Origin of the sequence: Pyruvatibacter sp. HU-CL02332 (assembly GCF_040362765.1) — a bacterium.
In the GTDB taxonomy this organism is placed as follows: Bacteria; Pseudomonadota; Alphaproteobacteria; order CGMCC-115125; family CGMCC-115125; genus Pyruvatibacter.
On record NZ_BAABWK010000002.1, the window covers coordinates 736,947 to 763,053 of the forward strand.

19 protein-coding genes and 2 tRNA genes are annotated in these 26,107 nt (G+C 54.1%); 11 read left to right on the forward strand and 10 right to left on the reverse strand.

The genetic code is table 11. The features are described 5' to 3' along the window. Positions 1-56 precede the first annotated feature (56 nt). The 3 genes from gor to ABXH05_RS14155 all read right to left on the reverse strand — a co-directional run bounded on the left by gor (position 57) and on the right by ABXH05_RS14155 (position 3,732). Positions 57-1,439 (reverse strand): glutathione-disulfide reductase, encoded by a 1,383-nt coding sequence (gene gor, locus ABXH05_RS14145; protein ID WP_353561636.1) that lies wholly within the window; start codon positions 1,437-1,439, stop codon positions 57-59. Between the two features lie 95 nt (positions 1,440-1,534). Beyond that, a complete protein-coding gene (gene rpiA / locus ABXH05_RS14150; protein ID WP_348139728.1) occupies positions 1,535-2,251 on the reverse strand; it encodes a ribose-5-phosphate isomerase RpiA in 717 nt (238 codons plus the stop codon). Beyond that, positions 2,251-3,732 (reverse strand): NAD-dependent succinate-semialdehyde dehydrogenase, encoded by a 1,482-nt coding sequence (locus ABXH05_RS14155; protein WP_353561638.1) that lies wholly within the window; start codon positions 3,730-3,732, stop codon positions 2,251-2,253. The genes rpiA and ABXH05_RS14155 overlap by 1 nt, the downstream gene beginning before the upstream one ends. A gap of 223 nt (positions 3,733-3,955) precedes the next feature. Here ABXH05_RS14155 and ABXH05_RS14160 point away from each other — a divergent pair, with 223 nt between their 5' ends. From ABXH05_RS14160 to ABXH05_RS14205, 10 genes are all read left to right on the forward strand, one after another. Next, the gene (locus ABXH05_RS14160; protein ID WP_353561640.1) at positions 3,956-5,080 is read left to right on the forward strand and encodes a M14 family metallopeptidase; all 1,125 of its coding nucleotides are present in this window, start codon (positions 3,956-3,958) and stop codon (positions 5,078-5,080) included. A 79-nt stretch (positions 5,081-5,159) separates the two neighbouring features. Continuing rightward, complete coding sequence (gene gph / locus ABXH05_RS14165) at positions 5,160-5,849, forward strand: phosphoglycolate phosphatase (protein ID WP_353561642.1); 690 nt, start codon at positions 5,160-5,162, stop codon at positions 5,847-5,849. A gap of 113 nt (positions 5,850-5,962) precedes the next feature. Continuing rightward, positions 5,963-6,037: transfer RNA gene (locus tag ABXH05_RS14170), tRNA-Val, on the forward strand. Positions 6,038-6,416: 379 nt separating this feature from the next. Next, positions 6,417-7,133 carry a site-specific integrase gene (locus ABXH05_RS14175; protein ID WP_353561644.1) on the forward strand — a complete coding sequence of 239 codons (717 nt, stop codon included), beginning with the start codon at positions 6,417-6,419 and terminating at the stop codon, positions 7,131-7,133. A 202-nt stretch (positions 7,134-7,335) separates the two neighbouring features. After that, positions 7,336-8,901, forward strand: coding sequence for a DNA cytosine methyltransferase (locus ABXH05_RS14180; protein ID WP_353561645.1), 1,566 nt, complete (start codon positions 7,336-7,338; stop codon positions 8,899-8,901). Further along, positions 8,898-9,326: a very short patch repair endonuclease gene (locus tag ABXH05_RS14185; protein ID WP_353561647.1), complete on the forward strand. Its 429-nt coding sequence runs from the start codon at positions 8,898-8,900 to the stop codon at positions 9,324-9,326. The genes ABXH05_RS14180 and ABXH05_RS14185 overlap by 4 nt, the downstream gene beginning before the upstream one ends. Beyond that, the gene (locus ABXH05_RS14190) at positions 9,319-10,800 is read left to right on the forward strand and encodes an ATP-binding protein (RefSeq protein WP_353561649.1); all 1,482 of its coding nucleotides are present in this window, start codon (positions 9,319-9,321) and stop codon (positions 10,798-10,800) included. The genes ABXH05_RS14185 and ABXH05_RS14190 overlap by 8 nt, the downstream gene beginning before the upstream one ends. Then, a complete protein-coding gene (locus ABXH05_RS14195) occupies positions 10,797-13,451 on the forward strand; it encodes a Z1 domain-containing protein (protein WP_353561651.1) in 2,655 nt (884 codons plus the stop codon). Before ABXH05_RS14190 ends, ABXH05_RS14195 begins: the two co-directional genes overlap by 4 nt. Then, positions 13,441-14,412: a PD-(D/E)XK motif protein gene (locus ABXH05_RS14200; protein ID WP_353561653.1), complete on the forward strand. Its 972-nt coding sequence runs from the start codon at positions 13,441-13,443 to the stop codon at positions 14,410-14,412. The genes ABXH05_RS14195 and ABXH05_RS14200 overlap by 11 nt, the downstream gene beginning before the upstream one ends. Then, entirely contained in the window at positions 14,412-16,472 is a 2,061-nt protein-coding gene (locus ABXH05_RS14205; protein ID WP_353561655.1) for an AIPR family protein, read from the forward strand. Before ABXH05_RS14200 ends, ABXH05_RS14205 begins: the two co-directional genes overlap by 1 nt. 659 nt (positions 16,473-17,131) lie before the next feature. Here the strand turns inward: ABXH05_RS14205 and ABXH05_RS14210 are convergent. Further along, entirely contained in the window at positions 17,132-18,679 is a 1,548-nt protein-coding gene (locus ABXH05_RS14210) for an AICE element replication initiation protein (RefSeq protein ID WP_353561657.1), read from the reverse strand. A 1,508-nt stretch (positions 18,680-20,187) separates the two neighbouring features. Between ABXH05_RS14210 and ABXH05_RS14215 the strand changes: the two genes are divergently transcribed. Next, positions 20,188-20,262: transfer RNA gene (locus tag ABXH05_RS14215), tRNA-Val, on the forward strand. A 26-nt stretch (positions 20,263-20,288) separates the two neighbouring features. Here the strand turns inward: ABXH05_RS14215 and ABXH05_RS14220 are convergent. From ABXH05_RS14220 to ABXH05_RS14245, 6 genes are all read right to left on the reverse strand, one after another. Continuing rightward, positions 20,289-20,897: a DUF937 domain-containing protein gene (locus ABXH05_RS14220; protein ID WP_353561659.1), complete on the reverse strand. Its 609-nt coding sequence runs from the start codon at positions 20,895-20,897 to the stop codon at positions 20,289-20,291. Positions 20,898-20,933: 36 nt separating this feature from the next. Next, on the reverse strand, positions 20,934-22,616 hold the full coding sequence (locus ABXH05_RS14225; RefSeq protein ID WP_353561661.1) for an ArnT family glycosyltransferase: 1,683 nt from the start codon (positions 22,614-22,616) through the stop codon (positions 20,934-20,936). Positions 22,617-22,673: 57 nt separating this feature from the next. Continuing rightward, positions 22,674-23,630, reverse strand: a complete 957-nt coding sequence (locus ABXH05_RS14230) for an alpha/beta hydrolase (RefSeq protein ID WP_353561663.1) — start codon at positions 23,628-23,630, stop codon at positions 22,674-22,676. 3 nt (positions 23,631-23,633) lie between these two features. Further along, entirely contained in the window at positions 23,634-24,224 is a 591-nt protein-coding gene (locus ABXH05_RS14235) for a uracil-DNA glycosylase family protein (RefSeq protein ID WP_353561665.1), read from the reverse strand. 5 nt (positions 24,225-24,229) lie between these two features. Further along, a complete protein-coding gene (locus ABXH05_RS14240; RefSeq protein WP_348139706.1) occupies positions 24,230-25,378 on the reverse strand; it encodes an acyl-CoA dehydrogenase family protein in 1,149 nt (382 codons plus the stop codon). Positions 25,379-25,501: 123 nt separating this feature from the next. After that, positions 25,502-26,026 (reverse strand): PAS domain-containing protein, encoded by a 525-nt coding sequence (locus ABXH05_RS14245; protein ID WP_353561667.1) that lies wholly within the window; start codon positions 26,024-26,026, stop codon positions 25,502-25,504. Between the last annotated feature and the right edge of the window lie 81 nt (positions 26,027-26,107).

Below are 26,107 nucleotides of genomic sequence, written 5' to 3' on the forward strand. Positions count from 1 at the left end.
GGCGGCTGATTCCACCCCTGCCCTGGCATGGGTGGTTAACACCTGAGCCCAGCCTCTTATTCGGCTGCTACAGCCTCAGGCTGAGGCTCGGGCGTTTTCATGGTCACAAGTTCTTCGGCAGCTGTTGGATGCACGGCAACTGTTGCATCAAACTGAGCTTTTGTTGCGCCCATCTGGACTGCAATACCCACCGCCTGAATGATCTCACCGGATGCCGGCCCGATCATATGGACACCCAGGACCCGGTCAGATGCCGGGTCGACGATGATTTTCATCATTGTCTTCTCATCGCGGCCAGACAGCGTGTGTTTCATGGCACGGAAGGTCGATTTGTAGATATCGACCCGGCCAAACTGCTGGCGCGCCATTTCTTCACTGATGCCGACGGTGCCAATTTCAGGGGTAGAAAATACTGCCGTGGGAATGCAGGAGTGATCCACCGCAACAGGATTGTTGTTGAACACTGTCTCTGCGAACGCTGCACCTTCACGAATGGCAACCGGTGTCAGGTTGGCGCGGTTGGTTACATCACCAACCGCATAGATATTGTCCACATTTGTCTTTGAATAGGCATCGACCTTGATCGTGCCGTTGGGCTCGAACTCGACCCCGGCATTTTCCAGACCCAGGCCCTTGCTGTTCGGGTTACGTCCAATCGCGAACATCACCGCATCGGTGTTGATGACGGATCCATCGCTCAAGGTGACAGCCAGGCCATCATCGGTCTTGTCAATCCGTTCAAAGACAACCCCGGTGCGAATGTCGACGCCCTTCTTATCCATCTCGGCATGCAGATGCGTGCGCAGATCATCGTCAAAGCCACGCAGGATTTCTTCGCCGCGATAAACCAGCGTTGTGTCGGAGCCCAGACCGTTGAAAATGCCCGCGAACTCAACGGAGATGTATCCGCCGCCCGCGACAACAACCCGCTTGGGCAACTCATCAAGGTGGAATGCTTCGTTTGAAGTAATGGCAAGCTCGTGGCCTGGCACTTCGTGGATATTGGGCGTAGCCCCGGTCGCGATGAGAATGACCTTCGCGGTTACATCACGGTTCTGGTTCACCAGGTGGATCGTGTGTTTATCCTTGATGATCGCCCGGTCTTCGATGATTTCCACATCCGAGCCTGCAAGGTTGCGAATGTAAATCCCATTCAGCCTATCGATCTCTTTGTCCTTGTTGGCAATCAAGGTCTTCCAGTCAAACTTCGCGCCTTCGACGGTCCAGCCAAAGCCTTCAGCATCTTCGATGTCTTCAAGAACGTGACTTGCATAGACAAACAGCTTCTTGGGCACGCAGCCACGGATAACGCATGTGCCGCCGACGCGGTATTCTTCGGCCACGGCCACCTTGGCGCCGTGAGAGGCGGCCATACGAGAGGCCCGCACGCCGCCGGAACCGGCGCCGATGGTGAAAAGGTCATAATCATAGTCAGCCATAATGCCGGCCTTTCTTGTTCGTATGCGCCCTAGATGGCACCGGCACGTCCGGTTCCCAAGGTGTTTTCACGATAGCTTGATGAGGGGCCGACAACCTAACTGCGCAGCGTCTCAACAGTGCCGTCGGCCTTGCCGACAAGGGCTGCATGGGCAATGCCCAGAAACAGGCCATGCTCTACGACGCCGGGCAACCGTGCCAGATAGTGACCAAGACCCTTGGGATCGGGAATTTCACCCAGCGCCCAGTCAAAGATGAAGTTGTTGCTGTCGGTGCAAAAAGGTTCGCCGAACTCATCCGTTCGCATTGAGATCGCACCCTCGCACCCAAACAGTTTGCCCGATTCAAGAATGCGGGTGCCAGTGGTCTGGGCACCGAACGGCACCACCTCAACAGGCAGCGGGAAATTGCCAAGCACAGGGACGACCTTGCTCTCATCCGCAATGACGATCATTTGAGTAGAAGCAAAGGCCACGATCTTTTCGCGCAGCAAAGCCCCGCCACCTCCCTTTATGAGGGTCAGGTGCTTGTCCAGTTCATCTGCGCCATCGACCGTCACATCAAGATGTGGCTCATCATCGAGGGTCACGACCTTAAGGCCCACATCCGCTGCCTGCGCTGCTGTCGCTTCAGAGGTCGGGACGCATGAGAGTGACAACCCTTCCTCCTTTGCCTTCCGGCCCAGGGCGGTGACGAAGTGTGCCGCCGTTGACCCCGTGCCAAGACCGACTTTCATGCCGTCCTTCACATAGGCCAGAGCTGCCTCTGCGGCGATGCGCTTTTGATCGTCCTGCGAAAGATGTATGTCGCCCATCAGCTGTTCTCTCCATCAAGACCACCAAAGGTCATGTATTTGGGTTCGAGAAATTCCTCGATACCCCATTTGCCGCCTTCCCGGCCAATACCGGATTCTTTCACGCCGCCAAAGGGGGCTACCTCGACGGACAGCAAGGCTTCATTGATGCCAACAATCCCAAACTCCAATGCTTCACCTACTCGCCAGCAACGACCAACGTCGCGGGAGTACACATAAGCCGCCAGGCCATAGTTGGTGTTGTTGGCCATCTCGATTGCTTCATCCTCCGACCGGAACCGGAAAACAGGTGCTACGGGTCCAAATGTCTCCTCGTTGGCGATGCGCATGTTGGCTTCCGCATCAATAAGAACCGTCGGCTCGTAGAATGTGCCGCCGAGGGCGTGGCGATTGCCGCCGGTTCCAATTTTTGCGCCTTTTTCCAACGCGTCGGAGACGTGCCCTTCAACTTTCTCCAGAGCCGCCTTGTCTATCAGCGGCCCGATCTGGGATCCGTCTTCAGTGCCATGACCAACTTTGAGCTTGGCGACGGCGGCAGACAATTTTTGGGTAAATACGGCGTATACAGAGTTTTGCACCAGAATACGGTTCGTGCACACGCAGGTCTGGCCGGTGTTTCGATACTTTGAGGCGATGGCCCCTTCCACCGCGCGATCAATATCAGCGTCGTCAAAAACGATAAACGGCGCGTTGCCGCCAAGCTCCATTGATGTCTTTTTCACTGTACGGGCAGACTGCTCCATGAGCAGTTTTCCGACCGCGGTCGAGCCCGTGAAGGTCACAACCCTCACATCATCATGGGACGTGTAAACACCACCAATCTCTACTTCATTGCCGGTGACCACGTTGAAGCACCCTTTGGGAATGCCTGCGCGCTCTGCCAACTCACACAGCGCCAAAGCCGACAACGGCGTTTGAGGAGCGGGTTTGCATACGACCGTGCAGCCAGCAGCCAATGCCGGTGCGACTTTGCGCAGGATCATTGCATTGGGAAAATTCCATGGCGTGATGGCCGCCACCACACCAATGGGCTGCTTGGCAACCACGATACGCCGGTCGCCAAAATGTGTCGGCACGGTGTCGCCATAAACGCGCTTTGCTTCCTCAGCGTAGAACTCGGTAAAGGCTGCGCCATAGCGTATCTCAGCCAGCGCTTCGGGCAGCGGCTTGCCCTGTTCGAGCGTCAACAGCAGCGCAAGATCATCTTCATGCTCTGTCATCAGGTCGAACCAGCGGCGGACAACCTGGGAGCGTTCCTTGGCGGTGCGCTTGGACCATAGGACAAAAGCCGTCTGTGCCGCTTCAACCGAGCTGGTTGCTTCTGCTCGCCCCAGATTCGGGACCTGAGCCACAAGGTCGCCATTTGCAGGATTTGTGACGTCTGTGACGGAGCCCGCCTCATGGCGGCACCATTCGCCATTGATGTAAGCATCCTGGCGAAAAAGGCCTTCATCTTTAAGGCCTGTCGGCGCGTCTGCCATGCCCTGTCTCCCCATAGTGTCCTGAACCGGACAACGGCCAGGTACTTGCTGTTGACTGCGTTTCTACCGGTTGAAGCCCCCCGGTGCAAAGCCAACCGTCGACTTGTCCACCAGCTTTAAATCGACTCTTGGCGAATCCACTACCCGGCGCTGATAATGCATCTGAAAAGTAAGCTGCCTCGTCACCTCTCCACCCACGTAAAACCCAAGTGAGAAATCTGTTGTGAGTCCTGCCGCTTCTCCATTTTCCGGCAGCTACCACGAGGCGCGCGAGAAGTTTCTACTTGCGGCTACCAACGCATTTGCTCGCGTTACGGCCATTGAGCATCCGCTCAGCGGCCCGGCGGGCGAAACACTGGCTATTGATATTGGCTGGCTGGGGCCCGAGGACGCGTCCACTGTACTGCTTTGTCTCAGCGGCGTTCATGGTGCGGAGGGGTATGCAGGGTCAGCAGCGCAGATCGCCTGGTTGAACAGCGCGGCACCACAGAACCTGCCGCAAGATCTCGCGGTCCTCATGGTGCATGGGGTCAACCCTTGGGGTTTTGCCTACGGTTTGCGGGGCACTGAGGACAACATCGACATCAACCGCAACTGGCTCGATCATTCGAGGCCCCATCCCGCAAATCCGCTCTACGAACAGATACATGCGGTTCTATGCCCCGATGACCTGTCGGCGAGCAGTGTGGACGCGATGCTTGATGCCGGAGGACGGTTCGTCGAGCAGCACGGGCAATGGGCGCTGGAAGATGCAATCAGCCGCGGGCAATACACTCATGCGGATGGATATCACTTCGGCGGAACGTCCCTTTCATGGTCCACGCAACAGCTCCAGCACATCGTGGCAACCTATCTTGGCCATGCTAAAAAAGTTGCCTATGTCGACTTTCATTCCGGGCCTGTCGGCAACGGTGAAACCATTTTTCTTTGTTTCAGTGAACCGACCAGCGCCGCTCACAAGCGAGCCGGCTTATGGTGGGGCCAAGACGCCCTCATGCCTGCCAATGTAGAAAAACAATGGGGATCACGGCGCCCGACACGCCACGGCATTGTCTTCTGGGGACTGGAGCAACTGCTGAAGGACCACGCAAACGTCACGGGCGCGGTCGTAGAATTTTGCTCAGCAAAATCGCGCTCGGACGTGCGGTATGTCATGCGGGTCCCAATGGTGGAGCGGTGGATGCGCTTTGTGGGTGGTCTGGATGGACCCGAGGCGCCGGGATATCTGCAGGAAATTCGTGAAAACTACGCACCGCAGCGGGGTGACTGGGAGCGCAAGGTGGCTGCTGGCGCAATTGATGTGCTCAACAAAGCCGTCGCCGGGGCTGGCAAATGGTCTGCTGACTGAACGTATTGGAGTCCGGCGCGGTAAAAGGCCACGCCACATCCACATTGCCTAGTGGTCACTGTCATGGCACATGCAGACCATGACAGTTACACCAACAATTCTCTTCGATCTCGATGGCACCCTGGCGGATACAGCGCTGGACCTGACAGAAACCATGAATGTGGTTCTGGCAAAGCACGGGCGGGCCCGTGTTCCCCATGAGCGGGTCCGTGAAATGGTCGGCGGCGGCGCGCGAAAAATCATGGAGCGGGGATTTACATACACCGGCGAACCAGCCAGCGAAGAACTTCTGGATCAGCTGTTTGAAGAGTTTCTCGACTACTATGGAGATCATCTCGCTGATCACACGCAAATATTTGATGGCCTTGTCACAGGCCTCGAAACCCTGGAGCAGCGCGGTTACAAACTCGGCGTTGTGACCAACAAAGTTGAGGGACTATCGCTCGAAGTCATCAAGTTGCTTGGTCTTGATAGATTCTTCCCGGTCCTGATTGGTGGCGACACCCTGCCGGTACGCAAACCGGACCCCACTCCCATCTTTGAAGCTGTGTCGCGGCTTAAGGGAGATCGCGCCTCCACTGTCATGGTGGGTGACAGTCCGTTTGACATTGATGCTGCTAAGAACGCTGGCGTCGGATCAATCGCCGTCTCTTTCGGCTATACGGACGTTCCCCCGGCTGAAATGGGCGCGGACCGTCTAATCGATCACTATGACGAATTCCTGCCCGCACTGGACAGTCTTCTGGCCGAACTGCAATCAGCCCAATAAGGGGGTGAATTGCCTTGCTTGACTTTGCCTGACCACAAATCTAGAACGCCCTTCCCTGCGGTCGGGTCGAGCGATTTGCTCAGTCTCCGTTACACAAGAAAATGTTGAATACCGGGCGCGTAGCTCAGTGGGAGAGCACTGTGTTCACACCGCAGGGGTCGCTGGTTCAATCCCAGCCGCGCCCACCATTTTTCAAGACTTAAGTCATTGATTTAATTGATAAATCTTTGTCTCGACCCTTGGAAAGCCTGACCCGGAACCTCAGAAAATCGATGCTGTCACACCTGTGTCACAGCGAGGTTCACCGTGGCCACAATCAGACAACGCAACAACCGATGGCAGGTTCAGGTCCGCCGTCAGAATTCACCCACCCTGTCAAAGACATTCAGCACACTGAAGGATGCCAGGGCATGGGCACGCGCTGCCGAGACTAGACTTGATCGGGGAGAGCTCGAGACACTCAGGCCAAGCAGTCACAGTCTTGGGCACCTTCTTGAGATCTACCGCGACCGTGTTACTCCCGCCCGGAAGGGAGCCGGGCCCGAATCCTATGTACTTGGCAAACTGATGCGAAGCGACCTCGCGAAACTCCAGTTGTCAGCCCTGAGACCAGAACCATTTGCTCTGTACAGGGACGAAAGACTCAAGGAAGTGAGCGCTGCCACACTCTGTCGCGAGCTCTGGTTGATACAGCACGCCATCCGGATTGCACGACAGGAATGGGGCTGGGTCATTCCGGAAAACCCAATCGAGGGCATACGAAAGCCAACCATCCGGAATGCGCGTACAAGACGCCTCACTGGAGACGAGGAAGGCCGTCTACTTGATGCGTGCGCACAGGCAAGGAATGAGTGGCTTCTGCCCCTGGTAAAACTTGCTATAGCAACCGCAATGAGACGCGGGGAACTTCTCAAGATTGCCGTCTCTGATATTGGTCCGGATCACACAATGGTTTTGTTGCGGGACACAAAGAATGGGCATGACCGTCATGTTCCGCTGAGCCCAGTTGCCCGCGAGATTATCCAGTCACGCGTGGAGAAACATGAAGGTGCTTTGTTCCCGGTCTCTGCCAATGCCGTGAAGCTGTCGTGGCGACGGGCCACAAAGCGTTCTGGGATTGAGGACCTGCGGTTTCATGATCTGAGACATGAAGCCATCAGCCGGTTTGCGGAGATGGGCCTGAGTATTCCGGAGATTGCTGCAATCAGCGGTCACAGGGATCCACGCATGCTGTTCCGCTATACGCATTTGGAACTAGCCCGCATAATAGAGAAACTTGGGTGAGCGGCGGCAAACCGGGATGCCTGCGCTAGACGCGGCTGCTTCAACACTGCATCGTCAGAGCAAATAACATAAAAGGACGCTGTACGCCTGTAGTAATTGCATGCAATGTTGATAGAATTAAGGAAGCAAGTATTCCAGTGTAGATAAAGGCAGCTGATCGCAATGAAGGCCGCAAAATTACGACCAGCTCTGACAAGAAATAATGATAAAGAATTCAGGGGCTAAGAAGGTCTCATATCCAATAATTGACGTTTTCGCCGGGCCGGGAGGCCTCGGTGAGGGCTTTGCCGCGCTTGGCGATGAAGAAAAGTTGCGCCGTTTCAAGACAGCAATATCAATAGAAAGAGATGAACATGCGCATAGCACGCTGCTATTACGTCATTTTTTCAGGCATTTTCCCGAAGGCGAAGCGCCCGAAGACTACTATGACTATTTGAGCAATCGAATCGACCGCGAAGAGCTGTTTATTCGCCATCCAAAAGCAGCCGACGCTGCGACAAGCAGTGCCGTCAAACTTTCACTTGGGCCTGATACCCGCAAGAGGGTGAGTAATCTAATCAATATTGCACTCTCCAAGAGAAAAGACTGGGTCCTTGTTGGGGGGCCACCATGCCAAGCTTACTCTCTTGTTGGCCGTTCGCGAATGCAAGCCGACCCCCGCTTCCAACATGATGAACGTCACTTCCTTTATAGGGAGTACCTTCAGATCATAGCCGATCACCGACCACCGGTGTTTGTTATGGAGAACGTTAAAGGCCTTCTTTCCGCTCGAGTGCAGGGCGAACTCATGATTGATCGTATTCTTGAAGATCTTGCACAACCAGTCTCAGCACTCAGTCGCCGCGGCCATGGTCTTCGATACAATCTCTATTCGCTCTCTCAACCTGACGTTCCAAATGCTGAGCTCGAACCAAGTCAATTTCTTGTTCGAGCAGAAAAGTACGGCGTTCCCCAGGCGCGACATAGGATGTTCATAGTCGGCATACGTTCTGACATCGACGTCCGGCCTGAGGCACTTAGACTGCACACGGCACCAACAGTTAGCGAGACGATTTCAGACCTACCTGAGGTTCGAAGCGGACTGTCGCGCCAGAAGGACAGTTATGAGTTGTGGAGCAAGGCTATTGATGAGCTTTCGAAAATGGGGCTCGAGAGACAACTCAACGGCTCACCCTTTGCTAAGGATATTGTCCAGCGGATAAATGAGTTGGCCGAAAGCGGATACACAACTGGCGGGCGATCATCATCGAAGTACGTATCGCCAAGATCCACCAACCATCCGTCCATTGCGATGCTCACTGATCGGCGACTTGGTGTTCTAACGGGCCACGAGGCTCGCTCACACATGAGCTCAGATCTACAGCGTTACGCATTCGCTGCTACGTTCGCAGAAGTTACAGCTCGCAGCCCCAAACTCGGTGACTTTCCGTCAAAGCTCCTGCCGGATCATAGGAATGTAGACCAGGGTCGAAATGGCAAAATGTTCGCGGATCGATTTCGTGTTCAGATGCCGGATGGCGTATCGACTACTATCACGTCTCATATCTCGAAAGACGGCCATTACTTTATTCACTATGATCCTAGGCAGTGCAGAAGCCTTACAGTTAGAGAAGCCGCACGGCTTCAGACTTTTCCCGACAACTACAAATTCGAAGGCCCAAGAACTGCGCAATACCATCAGGTTGGCAATGCTGTTCCAGCATATTTGGCGAAGCAGATCGCTGCGGTTATCGCGAATGTTCTGGACAGAGCCGGAAAAATCACATGATGGCCGACCGGATCTCGAAAGAACACCGAAGTTGGAACATGTCCCGCATCCGGAGCAAGGACACCAAGCCAGAACTAATTCTTAGGTTGCTTCTTCACCGCGCGGGTTTCCGCTATCGACTTCACGACAAGCGGCTCCCGGGAAAGCCCGATATCGTCATGGCAAGATACAGGGCGGTGATCTTCGTGAACGGCTGCTACTGGCACCGACACAGGGGCTGTCCCCAAGCAACAACACCCAAAACGAACACCGCATTTTGGCAGAAGAAATTCAATGAAACCGTCCGGCGAGATGAGAGAAAAACAGCTGAACTCATCAAGCTTGGTTGGAGTGTAATCGTCGTCTGGGAATGCGAGCTGCAGAAGAATCCGGTCGGTTTCGTCGAAGGTCTGGGTAGACAGCTTAATGAGGGCTGTAATGGCTAGAGAGCACCATCTGCCACCAAGTGCTGCTTCATTGTCCTCGTCAATGCGCGACCTTGGTTACTCACTCGAAACCGCAATTGCCGATCTCATCGACAACAGCATTTCTGCGGAAGCGACCAAGGTCGAGATACTTTGTGATCTGACCCAACAAAAACCAACGCTTGGGATCATCGACAACGGTCACGGCATGGATGAAGCAGGTATAATAAATGCTCTGCGCCATGGCTCAAAAAACCCTTCAGAAACCCGTTCACCTAAGGACTTGGGCCGTTTCGGACTGGGACTTAAGACCGCGTCGTTCTCACAGTGTGAAAGGCTCACTGTCGTCAGCAACCAAGGCGACGGACTACACGCGGCGGAATGGAACCTCGAAACAGTTCACAAGAAAGACGACTGGCTGATCACAATACTTGATCCCGAAGACATCGAAGAACTCCCCTTTCTCGATAAGATCATGGGCGAGGGAACCGCAGTAATTTGGCGGAACCTTGATCGCTTGTTCGAAGATGAGACCGGAGACAAGCGCAACGAGATCGTTAATGAGAAGCTCGATGTTGTCGAGAGACACCTTTCGCTGGTGTTTCACAGGTTTCTAAGTGGCGAAGTGCAAGGCCGAAAGAAACTCTCACTTTCAATTAATGGTCATCCGATTGAACCCTTCGATCCATTCTGTCGGAAGAATTCAGCTACACAGATGCTGCCAAAAGAGGTTGTCCGAATTGATGGAGTAGCTGTTCACATGCAGCCCTACATCCTTCCTCACCACAACAAATTGACTGCAAAAGAATACGACTTCTATCAGGACCGCAGCGACTTCATCTCAAACCAGGGGACCTATGTGTACCGCGGCGGACGGCTCATGGCCTGGGGCGACTGGTTCCGACTTGTTCCCAAGGGTGAAGCCACAAAGCTTGCCCGAGTACAGATCGACTTCCCCAATTGTCTTGATGAGATGTGGACGATCGACATTAAGAAATCCCGAGCGCGCCCTCCAACTCCAGTCAGAGACCGGCTGCGTCAGATAATCGATAAGGTCTCAACACGCAGCACAACAGTGCATCGCGGCAGAGGAAAGAAGCTCTTCGATGAGATCAAAGCGCCTGTCTGGGAGCGATATGCTGATAAGGGAAACATACGGTATGCGCTGAACAAGGAGCATCCGTTGATCGAGGCGCTTCGCTCAGAACTAAGGGATGAGAATGATCGCCGCCTTACGATGCTCATCGAAGCAATTTCATCATCACTCCCCGTAGAAATGATCTATTCGGATTTCTCGACCCATCCGCGCGATATCCATCAGAACGAAACCACGCAGGAAGAGATCAATGAGCGCCTCAGCGCTTTAAAGGAATGCCTTTTTGGAAATGGCGAAGTTGACGTCCAGAGCTTGAGAGAAGTCATGCGTTCGACAAGGTTCTTCGATGGTTTCGAAGATGCCGCAGAAGAATACATTGCAGAAGAGCTGAAGAAATGAATTTCAATAAGGTCGAAAGTCAGAAGAACTTCACAAGTGCGCTTATTTCAGCACTGTCGCTGCTACCTGACACGCCAACGCGCGAGGAAGTTGGGGAGCGAGCAAAGCAGCTGGCCGCTGCATTTGGATATGACGGCCCGCTGGAATCCGTCGTCGAAGATGCACTCATCGCCGCAGACTCAAGTATGGGTGCTGGTGTTTCCCTCGTCGATGTTGAAGCTGACCATGACGATGAGTGGGTTTATAAGCGTGAAGACATCGCGTGGACATATTCTGATGCATACGAGGAGTATCTGAAAAAGGAACAGATGCATCCAACTGTTGTGCGCTCCTTGAGTGACGTGGGAACTAAGATTCTTGGTCATTTGCAGGACCCGACGAGCGACGGAAAGTGGGATCGTCGCGGCCTTGTTATTGGGCACGTGCAATCAGGCAAGACCGCGAACTACATGGGCGTAATCGCAAAGGCTGCTGACGCCGGATACAAGTTCATTATTGTTATCGCAGGTATTCACAACAACCTGAGAAAGCAGACCCAGGAACGCATCGACGAGGGTTTCGTTGGACGCTCAAGCGATCCGGAAGACCGCAAGAGTGTTGGCGTCGGCCTGACCCGCGGCTACCCGCATCCTGCCACGCTCACAAACATCAAGGATGACTTCAGCAAGAGGACAGCCAACCAGAGCGGATGGAAAATCAACGACCTGAATAAGCCGACTGTACTCGTCATCAAGAAAAACGTCAGCACACTGAAAGCTCTCCATGTATGGCTCAAGGAGATGAATGCGCAGGCGGATGGCGTGATTTCTGATGTTCCAATGCTGATGATCGACGACGAGGCCGACAATGCCTCGATCAATACCAATAAGCCCGAACTCGATCCTACAAAGACGAATGCAATGCTTCGGAAGATTCTCGGACTGTTCGCGAAGTCATGCTATGTGGGCTACACAGCCACACCATTTGCTAACATCTTCATCAATCCGGACTCCTACGATGAGGAAGCCTATGAGGAGCTGTTTCCGCGTGACTTCATTGTCAGCCTCGATGCGCCAAATACCTACTTCGGGCCGGATAAAGTGTTCCTAGATGATATCAGTAGCGCAAGGACTGTGAGGCCGATCCGGGATTGCGAAGACTACCTTCCTTTTTCGCATAAGAAAGATGACTCGGTCCCGGAGCTCCCGCCCAGCCTTTACGAGTCTATTGATCAGTTCATTGTTGCAAGAGCCATCCGCAATCTGAGAGGACAGGTTAACAAACACTGCTCAATGATGATCAACGTATCAAGATTTGTAGCGACCCAGAATACTGTTCGAAGTTTCGTGAGCCTTTATGAAAAGAAAGTCAGAGAGGCTGTGAAAGCAAATTATGCGATGCCGAATTCGATATCGCAAAAGAATGAAGTCATGATTTCATTGAAGGCGTGCCTTGATAAAGAGTTCTCTGATTGCGGGTTCACATGGTCCGACATCAAAGTCGCCCTGAACGATGTCTTCGACAATCTTCGTATATTTGTCGTCAACAGTAAGTCCGATGAAGCACTCGATTACAAGAAGTACGAACGTGACGGAAACAGCCTTACCGCTATAGCTATTGGCGGACTGAGCCTCTCGCGTGGCCTGACCATCGAAGGCCTTACTGTGAGCTACATGTACCGCAATACGCGCATGTACGACACGCTTATGCAGATGGGACGCTGGTTTGGCTATAGACCCGATTTTGAAGATGTGTGCCGGGTCCATTTGTCTCCGGATTCCATCAACTGGTATGGCCACATCGCAGAAGCTTCAGAAGAGCTCCGACAGCAGATCAAGAGAATGCGACGCGACAGAATGAGTCCGAAACAGTTCGGCCTTTATGTGAAGGCTCATCCTGACCGGTTGCTCATTACTGCCGCCAACAAGATGCAAGCTGGCGAGAAGATCATAGTAAACCAGAACCTCAGCGGGCGAATTGTTGAAAGCTATCTCCTGCCGTTCGACAAGGAAATCAATCAAGAGAATGAGGCTCTGATAGCTGAGTACTGGAAAAAGAATTTCGGCCGTGCCGCTTTGGAAGAAACCGGCAAGGGCTGGCTTGCAAGAGATGCAAGGCTTTCGGAGATCGAAGAATTCCTCACTAAGTTTCGTAGTCACCCCGATTTTGCAGATCGCAAGGCTGCTGCACTGAGTTACCTTCGTGCCATTTCAGACAAATACGATGCCGGAGATGTCCTGCTGATTTCGATTTCTGCAACAGGTGAGGACGCGAACAAACACCTGCTCGGAACTCAGGAACGTACCAGTGCCCGGCGCGATGGTGATGCATGGCGAATGAGCAAGGATCGCGTAGCCAGCCGTGGAGATGAGAAACTCGGGCTGTCCGATCCGCAAAAGGATGAAGCAGCGGAGCTTGCCCGCGAGGCTGGCGAGGACAAGAGACCATCGGACTTCCATTTCCGGTCAGCACGCAAGAAGCCTTTATTAATGCTCCATGTTCTTGGACCGGTCGGGAAGGATGCCGATGCGCGTGTGCCCGCGTTCGGCCTCAGCTTCCCGCCAGGCCACTATCAAACCGAAGTTGAAGTTGTTGCAAACCAGGTGTGGATCGAACGCATGCAGGGTGGATCATTCGACACACCCGACGAAGAGGAAGATTATGACGAGTAGCAGAGCGCCATGGGATGAAATGAAGACCCCGGGCAGTGACTATACTGTTCGATATGTGACGGCCCCAGGCGACGTTACCCTGTGCTGGGGGAAAGACACGCACGGGCATTGTCTGTTCATAGTTCAACTTGAGGGCGACCACACAGAGCAGTTCCGAAAGAACGCAACCACCGTGAACGGTATAGAAGTCGATCTGCGTCAGCTTCCGGAACCCGGTAAACAGGGACTGATCCTTACGCTCGAAAAACACGTTGATCGCGATCTTTTCCTCGGCCTGTGCCAAACGCTGATCGGGAATCTCGATGGTATTTCTGATCCTGCTGCAGCCTTAGCTGTAGCCCTGAACCACATCCAGCGTTGGAAGGCTTTCCTTGCGGGAAAGCGAACGCGGGTACTATCGGCGGAAGAGGTACGAGGCCTTTTTTCGGAGCTGTGCTTCCTGCGTCTTCTCAAGGATAAGCACCTTTCCGATGCTCAAGCGGTTGAAGCGTGGTGCGGTCCTGACCGTGTACATCAGGACTTCATCTTTGGCGATACAGCAGTCGAGGTGAAATCGATCAGTGGTCGGGATCGGAGCATAGTGCGCGTCTCTTCAGAAGATCAGCTGGAGACGGTCTCAGAGCACCTCTTTCTCAATGTATACCACCTCACTGAGGCGCCTGAAGGAACACCCAGCCAGTCACTCAACAAACTGGTTTCGGTTGTAGGGCATGAATTGAGTGACGCCGAAGCAATCGAAGACTACTGGAGAAAACTGGCGACGTACGGATATGTGGAGATGCGGGAGTACGACACCCCGAGGTTTCTCGTAAACTCTTCAAACGCTTATCGTGTAGCCGATGACTTTCCTCGGCTGGTGAGATCAGAACTCGCAGTCGGCGTTGTTGATGTAAAGTACAGTCTCCAGTTGGAAAATATTTCGAAGTTCGAGTGTAGCCAGAATGAAATATTGGCGAGCTGATGGAACAGACAACTCCCGAATTTTTCCATGATTTTCGTCAGGAGCTTATGGCAGGGGCTGAGGCTCACGGAGCATTCCAGCTCTCCGAATTCATGGAGGTCTTCTCAACGGAGTTGATCGAAACCGGATTCATCGAGGGCTTCGAGGCCTGCCACTACAGAGCACAGCGAGGAATGCGTGTTGACGGATACTGGTTCAATGATGAAGGCACACTTGATCTGTTCGTTGCAGACTTTGACAGTCGCGATGAGCTCCAATCGCTGACGCAGACAGATGTGAATGCTGCTTTCAAAAGAGTGGAGAAATTCTTCGAAGCAAGCCTCTCAAAGCGGTTCTTCGATGACCTTGATGAAACCACTCCGGAGTACGGACTGTCCCGACAAATATCGGATCGCAAGGCTTTCGTTCGCAAGGTCAATTTTTTCTTGGTATCCGAGCGCACGCTGAGCGACCGCACGCAGAACATTGAGAGTCGGCAGGTCTGCGATGTCGAGGCGACATATCACATCTGGGACGTCTCTCGCCTGCAACGCCAGCGTAGCTCCCGCGGTCACAAAGAAGCGCTGGATATCAACTTCAAGGAAGAATTTGGAAGTGGGTTGAACAGCCTGCCAGCACACCTCGGCTCCGGCGCCTATCAGTCATACCTCATAGTTATCCCCGGGGAGGTGCTTGCTGCACTGTACGGCAAGCACGGAGCACGCCTTCTCGAACAAAATGTGCGCTCTTTCCTTCAGGCACGAGGCAAAGTGAACAAAGGTATCCGCACGACGATACTAAATGAGCCTGGGATGTTCTTTGCCTACAACAACGGTATCACCGCCACAGCTCAGGAGGTAGAGGTAGAGCAAAGCGACGAAGGACTGCAAATCGTTCGGATCAAGGACCTTCAGATCGTGAACGGCGGACAGACCACGGCCTCGCTCTTTCATACAAAGAGGCGTGACAAGGTAGCATTGGATGGTGTGTTTGTTCAGATGAAGCTCTCGGTCATCAGTCCCGAAGACAGTGAGATCGTTGTTCCCAGAATTTCGGAGTACGCCAATACTCAGAATCGCGTGAACGCAGCCGACTTCTTTTCCAACCACCCCTTCCATGTTCGGATGGAAGAATTCTCACGCCGCATCTGGGCACCGGCCCCTAGTGGTGCCATGCGTGAAACCAAGTGGTTCTATGAGCGGGCCAGAGGGCAGTACGCCGACGCACAGTCCAAGCTGACACCGGGTGAGCAGAAGCGCTTTAAGGCTGAGTATCCGAAGCCGCAGATGATCGACAAGACTAGTATCGCAAAGTTTGAAAATGTCTGGGACGATCATCCCAAGTGGGTCAACCTCGGCGCCCAGAAGAACTTCGCTCGCTATGCGGCGCGTATAGGCAAAACTTGGACCAAAAATCAGGGTGACTTCAACGAACTCTACTTCAGACGCGCTATTGCTCGTGCGATTATTTTCAGGTGGACGGAGAAGATGGTCTCCGGAGAGCCTTGGTACAACGGTGGTTTCCGCGCCAACATCGTGGCCTACACAATCGCGGCGATCAACGAGCTCTGCAAGCGGACCGATCAGACCGTCGACTTTCAGAGGTGCTGGAACACTCAGGAGGTCTATGAGGAACTTGCAGAGGCTTTGCGCAAGGCCGCCAAGTTCGTCAACGATGACATCTCACAACCACCTCAGGGCATGTCGCACGTTTCTGAATGGTGCAAAAAGGATTCCTGCTGGGACCGGATACAAGGACAGATTGACCAGCTGGAGAGCGATGTCGGCTCACGCTTCTTCAAAACCCTTGTCGGCATTGATGAGCAAAAAGCTGAGCAAAAGCGGGCCAAGAAAACGCAACAGATTGATGACGGTATTGACGCTCAGAGAAGAGTGCTTGAGGTACCAGCTCAGAAGTGGAGCAAAATCAGGCAAGCAGGAATCGGGAAACGGTTTTTGTCTGAGAAAGAGATTGGAATCTTAAGAGTTGCCGAACAGATTCCACAAAAAATTCCGTCCGAAAAACAAAGTGAAGTCCTTGTAGGGATATTGGAGAGAGCAAAAGCAGAGGGTGTCCTTTAGCGTTTCTGAAAGTACGTTCGCAACTCCGGCTGACGCAACAACCACTCCATAGATTCTGGAGCTGGGAGTATAATCGAGAGCACGTCAATGACGGTTGTGACAGCAGTGACGGCGACCTGAGCGTACTTGTCTCTGCCACCAATGAAATCATCACCACAGACAGCTTTATGATTTATTCTTTATACTGATTATATCACATACAATCCTTAGCTGAGCAGATACAAACCAAACCGCGAGCTGTATCACTGGTTCTGGATTGAACCGCTAGTACTTGGAACCGTCTCGAGATGTGATCCAAACGCTTCAACAGCTTAAGACGACACAGGGACTGAAGGCAGCACTAGCTCCGCTGTACACAAGCTGTAGCAGATGCGGACTTGGCCTGCGTTTCTCCCAAGAGCTCTCGGAGCTCAGATATGGAGCAAAATGAAGTCTGATTGACAGAAGTGGTAATTGCTTGGAAATGAGCTGTGATGGCGGAAGGCATGTCTATCTGGCTACGCCAGAAAGAGTGGAGCCCTACCGGCCACTGATAGATGGGGAATATGGTGGCCACTGGTGAACAATTGGCTCCAATCATCCGTCACTGCCGTCACAGCTGTCATACGGAAAAGGGGCTAGGTTTTGCCTGCCCCCTCGCCGCCTAGTTCAGGTCTTCACTAAACCAGCTCATCGTCATCGTACTGAGTGTTCGAATCTTGCGGCAGATGCTCAGCTGCATTGAAACCCGGAAGCTTCTTGAAAACCAGCGATCTTGATTTTCCCGTCCTACCGCGTTCAAGGATTAGACCCAGAGACTTCAGTTGCTCGTATCTTTGAGTCAGACACTTACTCAGGCCTGCGGGATCTTTAGGCCAGGCTGCTGGGCGACTGCCCAGAAAGCCACTCGTGACAGCCTGGTAGAGGTCTGAGGCGGTGTGCTCTATCACATCACCGTCTTCGCCCGCGATCACTGTACATACCTCCCGAACAACCACATCAGATAACGCCAGCGTCGACTGCTGGCGGTCTTGATGCCGCATGAACACTTTCTCAAAAGAGCCCGGCGCCCAACCTAGCCCCTCTTCAGCTGCAGTGGCATATCTCAGGAAGTCTGCCGCACGATGGTCGAAGTTCTCTTTTGTGGACTCCAAGTTTCGCAGCACCGATGAGATGCCATTGTAGAGACCTGCCAGGATTTGCGGTTTCAGTCTTTCGTATTCCGCAAACACCTGCTGCTTTGGCCGTACCCCACCTGCTTCCGAGAGTGGTGGCAAAGTAATAACCATGGATCTGGTCATCAGGTCGGATCGTCTGATGTAGTCCCCAATGCCGGTGGCAATTACCGGACGCCTGAAGGTAAGCAACCGTTCGTCCGCATCAGTGTAAAGCGCCCTTGCAGCAAAACTGCCCCCGGTCGTAAGCCGGCACAAGGCATCAGACATATTGCCTTTGATATGGTCCAGATTGTCAAAGGTAACACACCAGCGATTGTGGGCGCTCACCGCAAGGTCTCTCTCGCTTCTTGGCAATGCGCGCGCCAGACCTGGGGAGGGATCAATCAGTCCGGCAATAATTTCCATTGCTGATGTCTTGGCCGACCCTGCAGGTCCCTCCATAGACAGCAGCGGGAATGCTGGACAGTTCGCGATTGAGCTCACGACGATAAAGGCAACTATGAGCTTTTGCTGGTCCGGGTCCTTGACCGGCAGCACCTGCCATAGAAGATCGAGAGACCCGGACTTTGCAGGTTCAGGCAACTCAGCTGCGGTTCCAGGCCGCCGGAAGATCGTGTTGGTAATTTGCGATCCGTATCCTCCTGCAGACACGACGACAGCCTCTCTACGCCCAGTGTCAATCTCAACGACTGAAGATCCATCTTCCTTGTCACGAACAACGGTTCTAATGGGCAGGTCCCTTTTGTCAGCAGACAGAAGCGCAAAACCTTCGAGGCGATCAATCGTTTCGCCAACAGCTTTGCCGCTGGGTACCTGGTTCGTTTTCTCGAACAGTGCCTTTCGTATGAGAGTTGATGCGGCCTCTGATTTTATCGGGTGAGCCGTGTTCTGGTCTTTAGAGCGAACATACGGAACGCCTTCCTGATCACAGAAGACTTCCAGTCCATCGATCAGGAAAGCATTGGCATCTAAACTATTGCCTTTTTCAGTACTCCTATTCAGATTTGATTCTAAATTTTCATTCTCATTTCTATTGTAAGAATTGCTCATATAAATATATTCCATATAATGATATTTTTTAGTTGTGATCCCAATAAGATTGGTATAAGTTTCCTTCTATATATAGAAATAGGTACCTAGTTCCAATTTCCATTTTGGAAGGGGGCACGAATACTATATGGCGCTGTGTATTGTGTCAAGCCCTAATTTTCTATATTTGGAACTTTCTTCCTATTGCGGCGCCGCTTGGCCACACACCGCCTATTCTGTTGACGGGCCGCGGTCACTGACTGGGTTGCCAACAGGCGTGATCTCAGACACGCACCAGGCTCTGGCCACCTGAGCAATCGCAGGATTGGCAATAGGTACGCGGGCACTTCAACGGGACCGACCGACACAGGACGCCTCCCCTCATGTCTTTTGGCTTGAATGTCGGAAGGTAGGGTCCCGCTAGGCCACTTGCTTATGGCTGCCATGAGACTTCTGGCCTGAGCACCGGCTGCACGGCGTATTGGGGAAGGCTATCCCCTCGCACACGGCGCGGCTCAAGCCCCTTGCAGTCATCACTGCACGTCAGAACCGCCAATGCAGATCCGTGTTCACCGCCAGATCGATTTGCCGGACCAGAAAAAGCTTGATCCCACCCGCAGGCGTGGTGATCGAGACCGGTGCCGGAGAACTTGAGCAAGGATTGGATGTACACCAGGCAACGCACACCCCCCTATCTTACAAAGCGTTTTCCAATCATTCTTTGCCCCCCCGTTTACTGCAAACTGGTGTGGAAACGGGTGGTCCAGGATGATTTCCAATCTCGGGTCCATCCTTCGGTAGAGACCGGGAACGGCTGCCAGTCTCATCCCCTCATTAGGGAGACCGGTTCGCAGCTGGTGGACTTTTGTTCCATCACTCGTATTCAAAGAAACCGGGCTGGGCCAATGTACACCTCCAACCCGACCCGAGCTTGTTCAAGGAATAGCCCTTAATGATTCACAGGAGACCCTGGACTGCGATTTTCGTAATCAGCTGCCTGGGACCCACAAAAGCAAACAGTGAGTCAGTGGACTCCCATGGGCGTCTGAGCGGCATTCAGATTTATTGGTCTGACGGTGACAGCGGTCGCATCGGTGAAATGAAGTTTCTGCTGGCAGATGTTGATGCACCTGAAACCGGTTCTTTGACCCAACGCGGCGGTGCCAGGTGTGAAGCTGAGCGTTAACTCGGGTACGAGGCCAAAGAGTTCATGGTTGAAACGACCAGGGATTCCAAAATTGAGATCATCCGCGACTATGGAACTGATCGCTGGGGCCGGCATCTCATCGAGCTTGCCGTCAACGATACGAATATTGCGTACCTGGCGTTTGCTGCAGGTCACCTGAGACCTTGGCCGCACGATGGCACCAGGGCCCTGTCACCAAAACCTGACTGGTGTGCCAGGGACTAGGTACGCGAACCGGTCACACTGGTGTCACAGCGGGACGTAATTTTCGTGGACGAACGGACATATCGACGCTAAACTCGTTTTCTCTAGAGTATTGATTTTATTGCGTTTTTGGTCGTAAGGGCGCGTAGCTCAGTGGGAGAGCACTGTGTTCACACCGCAGGGGTCGCTGGTTCAATCCCAGCCGCGCCCACCATTCAACAAACAGATCACCTGCACGGCCTATTGCTTGAAGAAGCCGCCGATCACATCATCCAGCATCGAGCCGTCACCGTCCTGATCAAGGGCAGATGTCAGAAGGTCTGCAGCCTTGCTGCCGCCTGACTTGCTGCCGCCACTCACGACGCTGTTCAGCACACCGCCTACGAGGGATCCAAGGCCACCGGAATCATCCTGTCCCTGATAGGCCTGACCACCGCCAGCCTGCTTGCTCATTGCGCCCATGACCATGCTTGCAACAACTGGAAGCATCTTCTTGAGAATGTCATCGCTAATGCCGGTCTTTTCAGAGGCACGTGCTGCGAGTTGACGACTCACGTCCTTGGAACCAAGCACATGTCCAAGAATGCCATTGCCTTCTTCAACAGCCTGCGGTGACGCAATTTTTGATGGATCATCCAGGTATTGATCGTGGCTGCCGCCCGCCAATGCGCCCATCAATGAGGCCAGGCCACCTTCCTGCGCGGTATTTTTCTTAACACCTGCGGTCAAGGCAGGCACAAGCGCACTCAATGCACTGCCTGCCTGCCCACTATCCAGGCCAAATTGCTTTGCCAGCGCGTCGGTGGATTGACCCTGCTGGGCCTCCATCAAAATGTTCATCAGGCTCATTATTTTGACCTTCCGTCGGAATGAGTGCGTCGAACCCTAACGGGTCGTCAGGAGATAGGCAGTCAGACTGACCGCATCCCCGCGTGAATAGTTCAAGCCATCTACCGTCAATGCCGGAACAGGAGTGATGCCTAGCCGCGTAGCTTCTTCAAAGAATGTGGCCGCTTCACGTTCCTCGACAAGGGCAATATCTGCCTCGCCGACTGCCAGCGCGTTGGCAGCAGCGGTGCCATTCGTCAGCCTGGTTTTGGTTCCAAGAGCGAACACCAGACTGGGTTCTGAAAAACCAGCAGATACAACACGCATGCCAACAAGGTCGCGGTCCTCCATCGCCTGCGCCGTGCGGTCAGCCAACCAAAGCGGGTCGACACGTGGGCGGGCAAATTCAAGAAGCGCAACTGAGAATGCAATGCCTGTGACAGCAACGGCGAGGACCACTCCTGAAGCCCTTGCCCGCCAGGCCTGAGCCAGCACTTGAACTGCCATGGCTGCAAATATGCCCGCGCCTACAACAGGCCATGGCCCCGGCTCTACAGCTGTGCCTTCCGGCAACAAGACCGGCAGCGCAACAATGGCTGCTGCCAACACCAAAGCGACGAGTGCCCACGCAACTATGTTTGCGCGTGCCAGCTTGGTTTTGAGGAGTTGCGGGTTTTTCAGGGAAGCTGCCAGCAGCGCTGCAACCAAGATGGCGAGCGCTGGGTAAACCGGGAGCACATAATGCGGCAGCTTGGTGGGAACGATTTCATAGACGAGCCAGTTTGGAATGATCCATGCGGCCAAGAACATGACAGGTGCGGACTGACGTTCCCCCCAGGCCCGGGCAATCGCGGGCATGAGCAAAAGGTTAGCCGGAAAAAATGTCACCAGGAGCAGCAGGGTGTAGTATCCAAAGGGTGCTCCATGGCTTTCCTGCCCTCCTGCCAGTTTTGGCAAGAAGTCGCCGCCAACAGCTTCGCCAAAGAAAGCCCCATTGGTGGATAACCAAACGCTGACCGCCCACGGCAATGTCAGAAGAAGGAGCAAAACTCCGCCGCGTATTGGACGCAACAGAAAGATCCATTTGATCTCACGGGTCGCGACCACAAGACCGACCATGGTCAGACCGCTGATCATCGGTGCTATCGGACCCTTGAGCAGAATGCCGATCGACATCGCCACCCAAAAAAGAACAGCGTTGCCGAGGCCCGGATCGAAACGTGTTGGGTCTCGCGCGAGCCACACGCGTGCTAGTGCAAGTTGGGCTGCCATGATGGAGGCCGCGAGTGCCGCATCCGTCTTGGCGATATTGGCCTCGGCAACCAGAACCACTGTGGTGGCAATCAGCGCGCCGGCCATGAGCCCCGCACGCCGGCCGTAAAACAGGGACGCCACACGCCATGTGAGGAGCACCACCAAAATCGCTGCAATCAAGGATGGAATTCGAAACGCCCAGATACCGGGATGCCCATTGGGGTCATCCAGGCCAACAAGACTGGCCGCGCCAGATGTGACGGCCTGCGCCCAGTAGATGGCAACCGGCTTTTTGGCCCGCAAATCTTCCTGAAAATGCGGCACCATATAGTCGCCGGTCTCATGCATCTGCACGGTTGCCTGCGCAAAGCGCGCTTCGTCGCGATCCAGTGCGGGAAGGGTGAACAGGCCCGGCAGATAAAGCGCAAGGCACAGCAGCAAAAGAGCCGTTACCGGTCGCTTCTCAACAGCATTGAAAAAAGGCATGGGCAGGCGCTTTTCAGACAGATGTCAGGCAAAGGATCTATGGGTCACTTAATGCCCTCATTTTGGCTGCAAAGCCACCTCTTCCAAGGAGGGAAGTGCAGCATCACGGTCGGCAATCCAAGCCTCAATGTCTTGGTACACCGTTTCGTGCTGAAGGTCTCGCAGGAGCATGTGCCAGCCGTTCTGGTACCGCACAAAGCGTTTTGGTCCGGGAAGCTGGGCTACGACGGCCTCAACCGGTGCTGCAGGCACGATCTCGTCTTTTTCACCAAACAGAATCAAAGTTGGGTGGCCAACGTGTGCGGCGGCCTCAAAGGCGTCATCCATGAGGGTGACAAGGCCATAAATCGCGTCGACCCGCGTTTCACGGATCATGCGGTTATCACGGCTCAAGGCACGCAGCATCTCGATGTTGTCTGAAGGCCACAGGCGTAGCCCCTCACCTGTCAGGTAGTACCAAGGGGCGACATGCGCCACTGTCCACAAGGTGGCCCGATAAACAGGGTTGAGCTGGGACCACCCCCAAAAAGCAGGGCCTGACAGGATAAGCCCCTCAATGGGCAGATCGTGACGCGACGCTGCAACAGTTGAAACTGCGCCCCCCATGCTCACCCCAAGGAGGTAAATGGGCGTCTGTGGAGCCTGCGAGTGGACGGCGTTCACAAGCGTTGCCACGTCATCTGCCAATGCGTCGGTGCCCGCCCAGCGTCCGCGATTGGGTGTATTGCCGAAGCCACGCTGATCAAGGGCGATGAGGGTAGTGCCGCGATCCGCAAACCATGGTCCCGCCATATGAAATGCGTTCGCATAATCGTTGAACCCATGTGCCGCGATGATGATCGCGCGAGGATCAGCTGCAACATAGTGACGTAACGCGATCTCGCGGCCGTCGGCAGATATCAATTTGTCGGAGTTCAGGACGGGATCAGCGATCGCCGGTCCGGGCAGATCAAGGCGGGGCGCGCAGGCGGCAAGCCCGATCATCAAAGCTGCAATGAGATAGTTGGCGCGCATGGATCAGACTCGCTTCGCGACCTCCGCCCGCAAAACAGGCAGGACATCCGCTTCAAACCATGGATTTTTCTTCAGCCATGTATTGTTGCGCCACGAGGGGTGCGGGAGCGTAATGGCAGACGGCATGTAGTCACGCCATGCAGCCACTGTTTCAGTCACTGTTTTTTTGCGCGCTTTGCCCAGATGCCATGCCTGTGCGTATGTGCCGATAATGACGGTGAAGTCGACTTCTCCAAGGGTCTCAAACAGCTGCGTCCGCCATAGTTTTGCACACCGTTTGAGCGGTGGCTTGTCGCCTCCCTTGGCATCCAGCCCTGGGAAGCAAAACCCCATGGGAACAATGGCGATACGGCTTTCGTCATAGAAGGTGTCGCGATCAACGCCCAGCCACTCCCGCAAACGGTCACCGGACGGATCATCAAAGGGCACCCCGCTCGCATGCACCCGGGTTCCCGGCGCCTGACCGACAATGCAAACACGTGCACTGGTGCTGGCGCGCAGGACCGGCCTGGGATCATGAGGCAGATCGTCCGCGCATTCCGTACATGCGCGGATGTCCTTCAACAGCTTCTGGACAGCGGCCTCATCAGCCATACAGATTAGCCTGCTTCGCGCAGCATGTTGCGCGCGATCACTACCTGCTGAATCTGGCTGGTGCCCTCATAAAGCCGGAAGATCCGGACATCACGGTAAAGCCGCTCAATGCCATAGTCAGCGATGTAGCCTGCTCCACCATAAATCTGCACTGCACGGTCTGCCACACGGCCGACCATCTCGGAACAGAAATACTTGGAGCACGACGCTTCGGTGCCAATGTCTTCACCGGCATCACGACGCTTGGCTGCGTCCATCACCATGCAGCGTCCGGCGTAGGCTTCCGTCTTGGAATCCGCCAGCATGCCCTGCACCAACTGAAACTCGCCAATGGGCTGGCCGAACTGTTTGCGCTCAGACGCATATTCCACACAGTCCGCAATCAGACGTTCAGCAACGCCGACACACACAGCGGATATGTGAAGACGCCCGCGTTCGAGAATCTGCATGGCATTGATGAAGCCCATGCCTTCATCGCCAAGGCGAAGGCGCGCAGGCACGCGGACATTGTCAAAGTTGATGTCACAGATGTGTGCACCCTGCTGACCCATTTTCTTTTCCGGCTTGCCCAGAGAAATGCCCGGCAGGTCTGATGGCACGATAAAGGATGACACGCCCTTGGCGCCCTTAACGTCTGGATTGGTCCGCGCCATCAGCGTAAAGATATGTGCTTTGTTGGCGTTGGTAATGTAGCGCTTGGTGCCGTTGATGACATACTCGTCGCCATCGCGAATGGCTGTGCACCTGACCGAACCTGCATCAGATCCAGCCTCAGGTTCTGTCAGCGCAAAACTTGCAATGATCTCGCCGGACGCCAGCCCCGGGAGCCACTCCTGTTTTTGTTCATCTGACCCAAACATCACAATGCCCTGGCTGCCAATACCGACATTTGTTCCGAATACGGACCGGAATGCAGGAGATGTGCGACCCATTTCAAACATGGTCAGGCACTCGTCTTCCATGGACAGACCAAGGCCGCCGAATTCCTCAGGGATGGCCAGACCAAAAAGTCCCAGGTCCTTCATTTCCTGAATGATGTCATCAGGCACCGCATCATTTTCAGCGACCTGATCTTCCAGCGGGCGCAATCGTTCACGCACAAAGCGGGACACGGAATCAAGGAGCTGTTGGCGGGTTTCTGCGTCGAGAGACATAATCGGGGAACCTTCCGGCGGACGTAATGTGGATTAGGCAAAGCATTGTGTTCGGCGGGAGAGTATCCATCACCCCTCCGCACGTCAAAATGCATTGCTTGGCTCTGAAAAGCGCTTGCCCGTTTAAAGATAGACCACGGCGGCCATCAGGCGATCTACACGGTTGCCAGTCTCGGTGAATGGAAGATAGATGGCTTCAAAATCTCGATACCCCTTGCCTATGATCGCCAGGGTACCACCAGCAGCCACCGGTGCTTTCTGGGCACAGATGCTGCGATAGAATCCCATCATGACCTCAGAGTAGCTTTCACCGAAACGTGAGAGGTCTGACACAAGCGTGCCGGTCAGGTTGGCATCATGGGTTTCAGCACTATGACCGCCAATCAGTCGATATCGGAAATCCTGAGGTACTGCTGCGTCATCCAGGGTGCCATCTGGCCAGATCACATCAATCAGCACGATGTTTGGTAATAGTTCACGCAGCTCTGACGGGTCGATCAGATTTGTAGGTGGCAGTGATCCCTTACTTCCGTTCGATTGCCAGAATGCAAGGGCGCACCTGGTTTGAGCCTGCTCCAACGCATCCACCGGCTTGATAAGCGCCGGGGTTGACCTGGATTTATCAGATTTGGACTTTCCGTCTGGCAAACGTCACCTGCACGCAAAATTCGGACATCTTGGTTGGCTGCCCGGCCCTCTGTGATATGACAGCCGCCATTGAGAAAACAC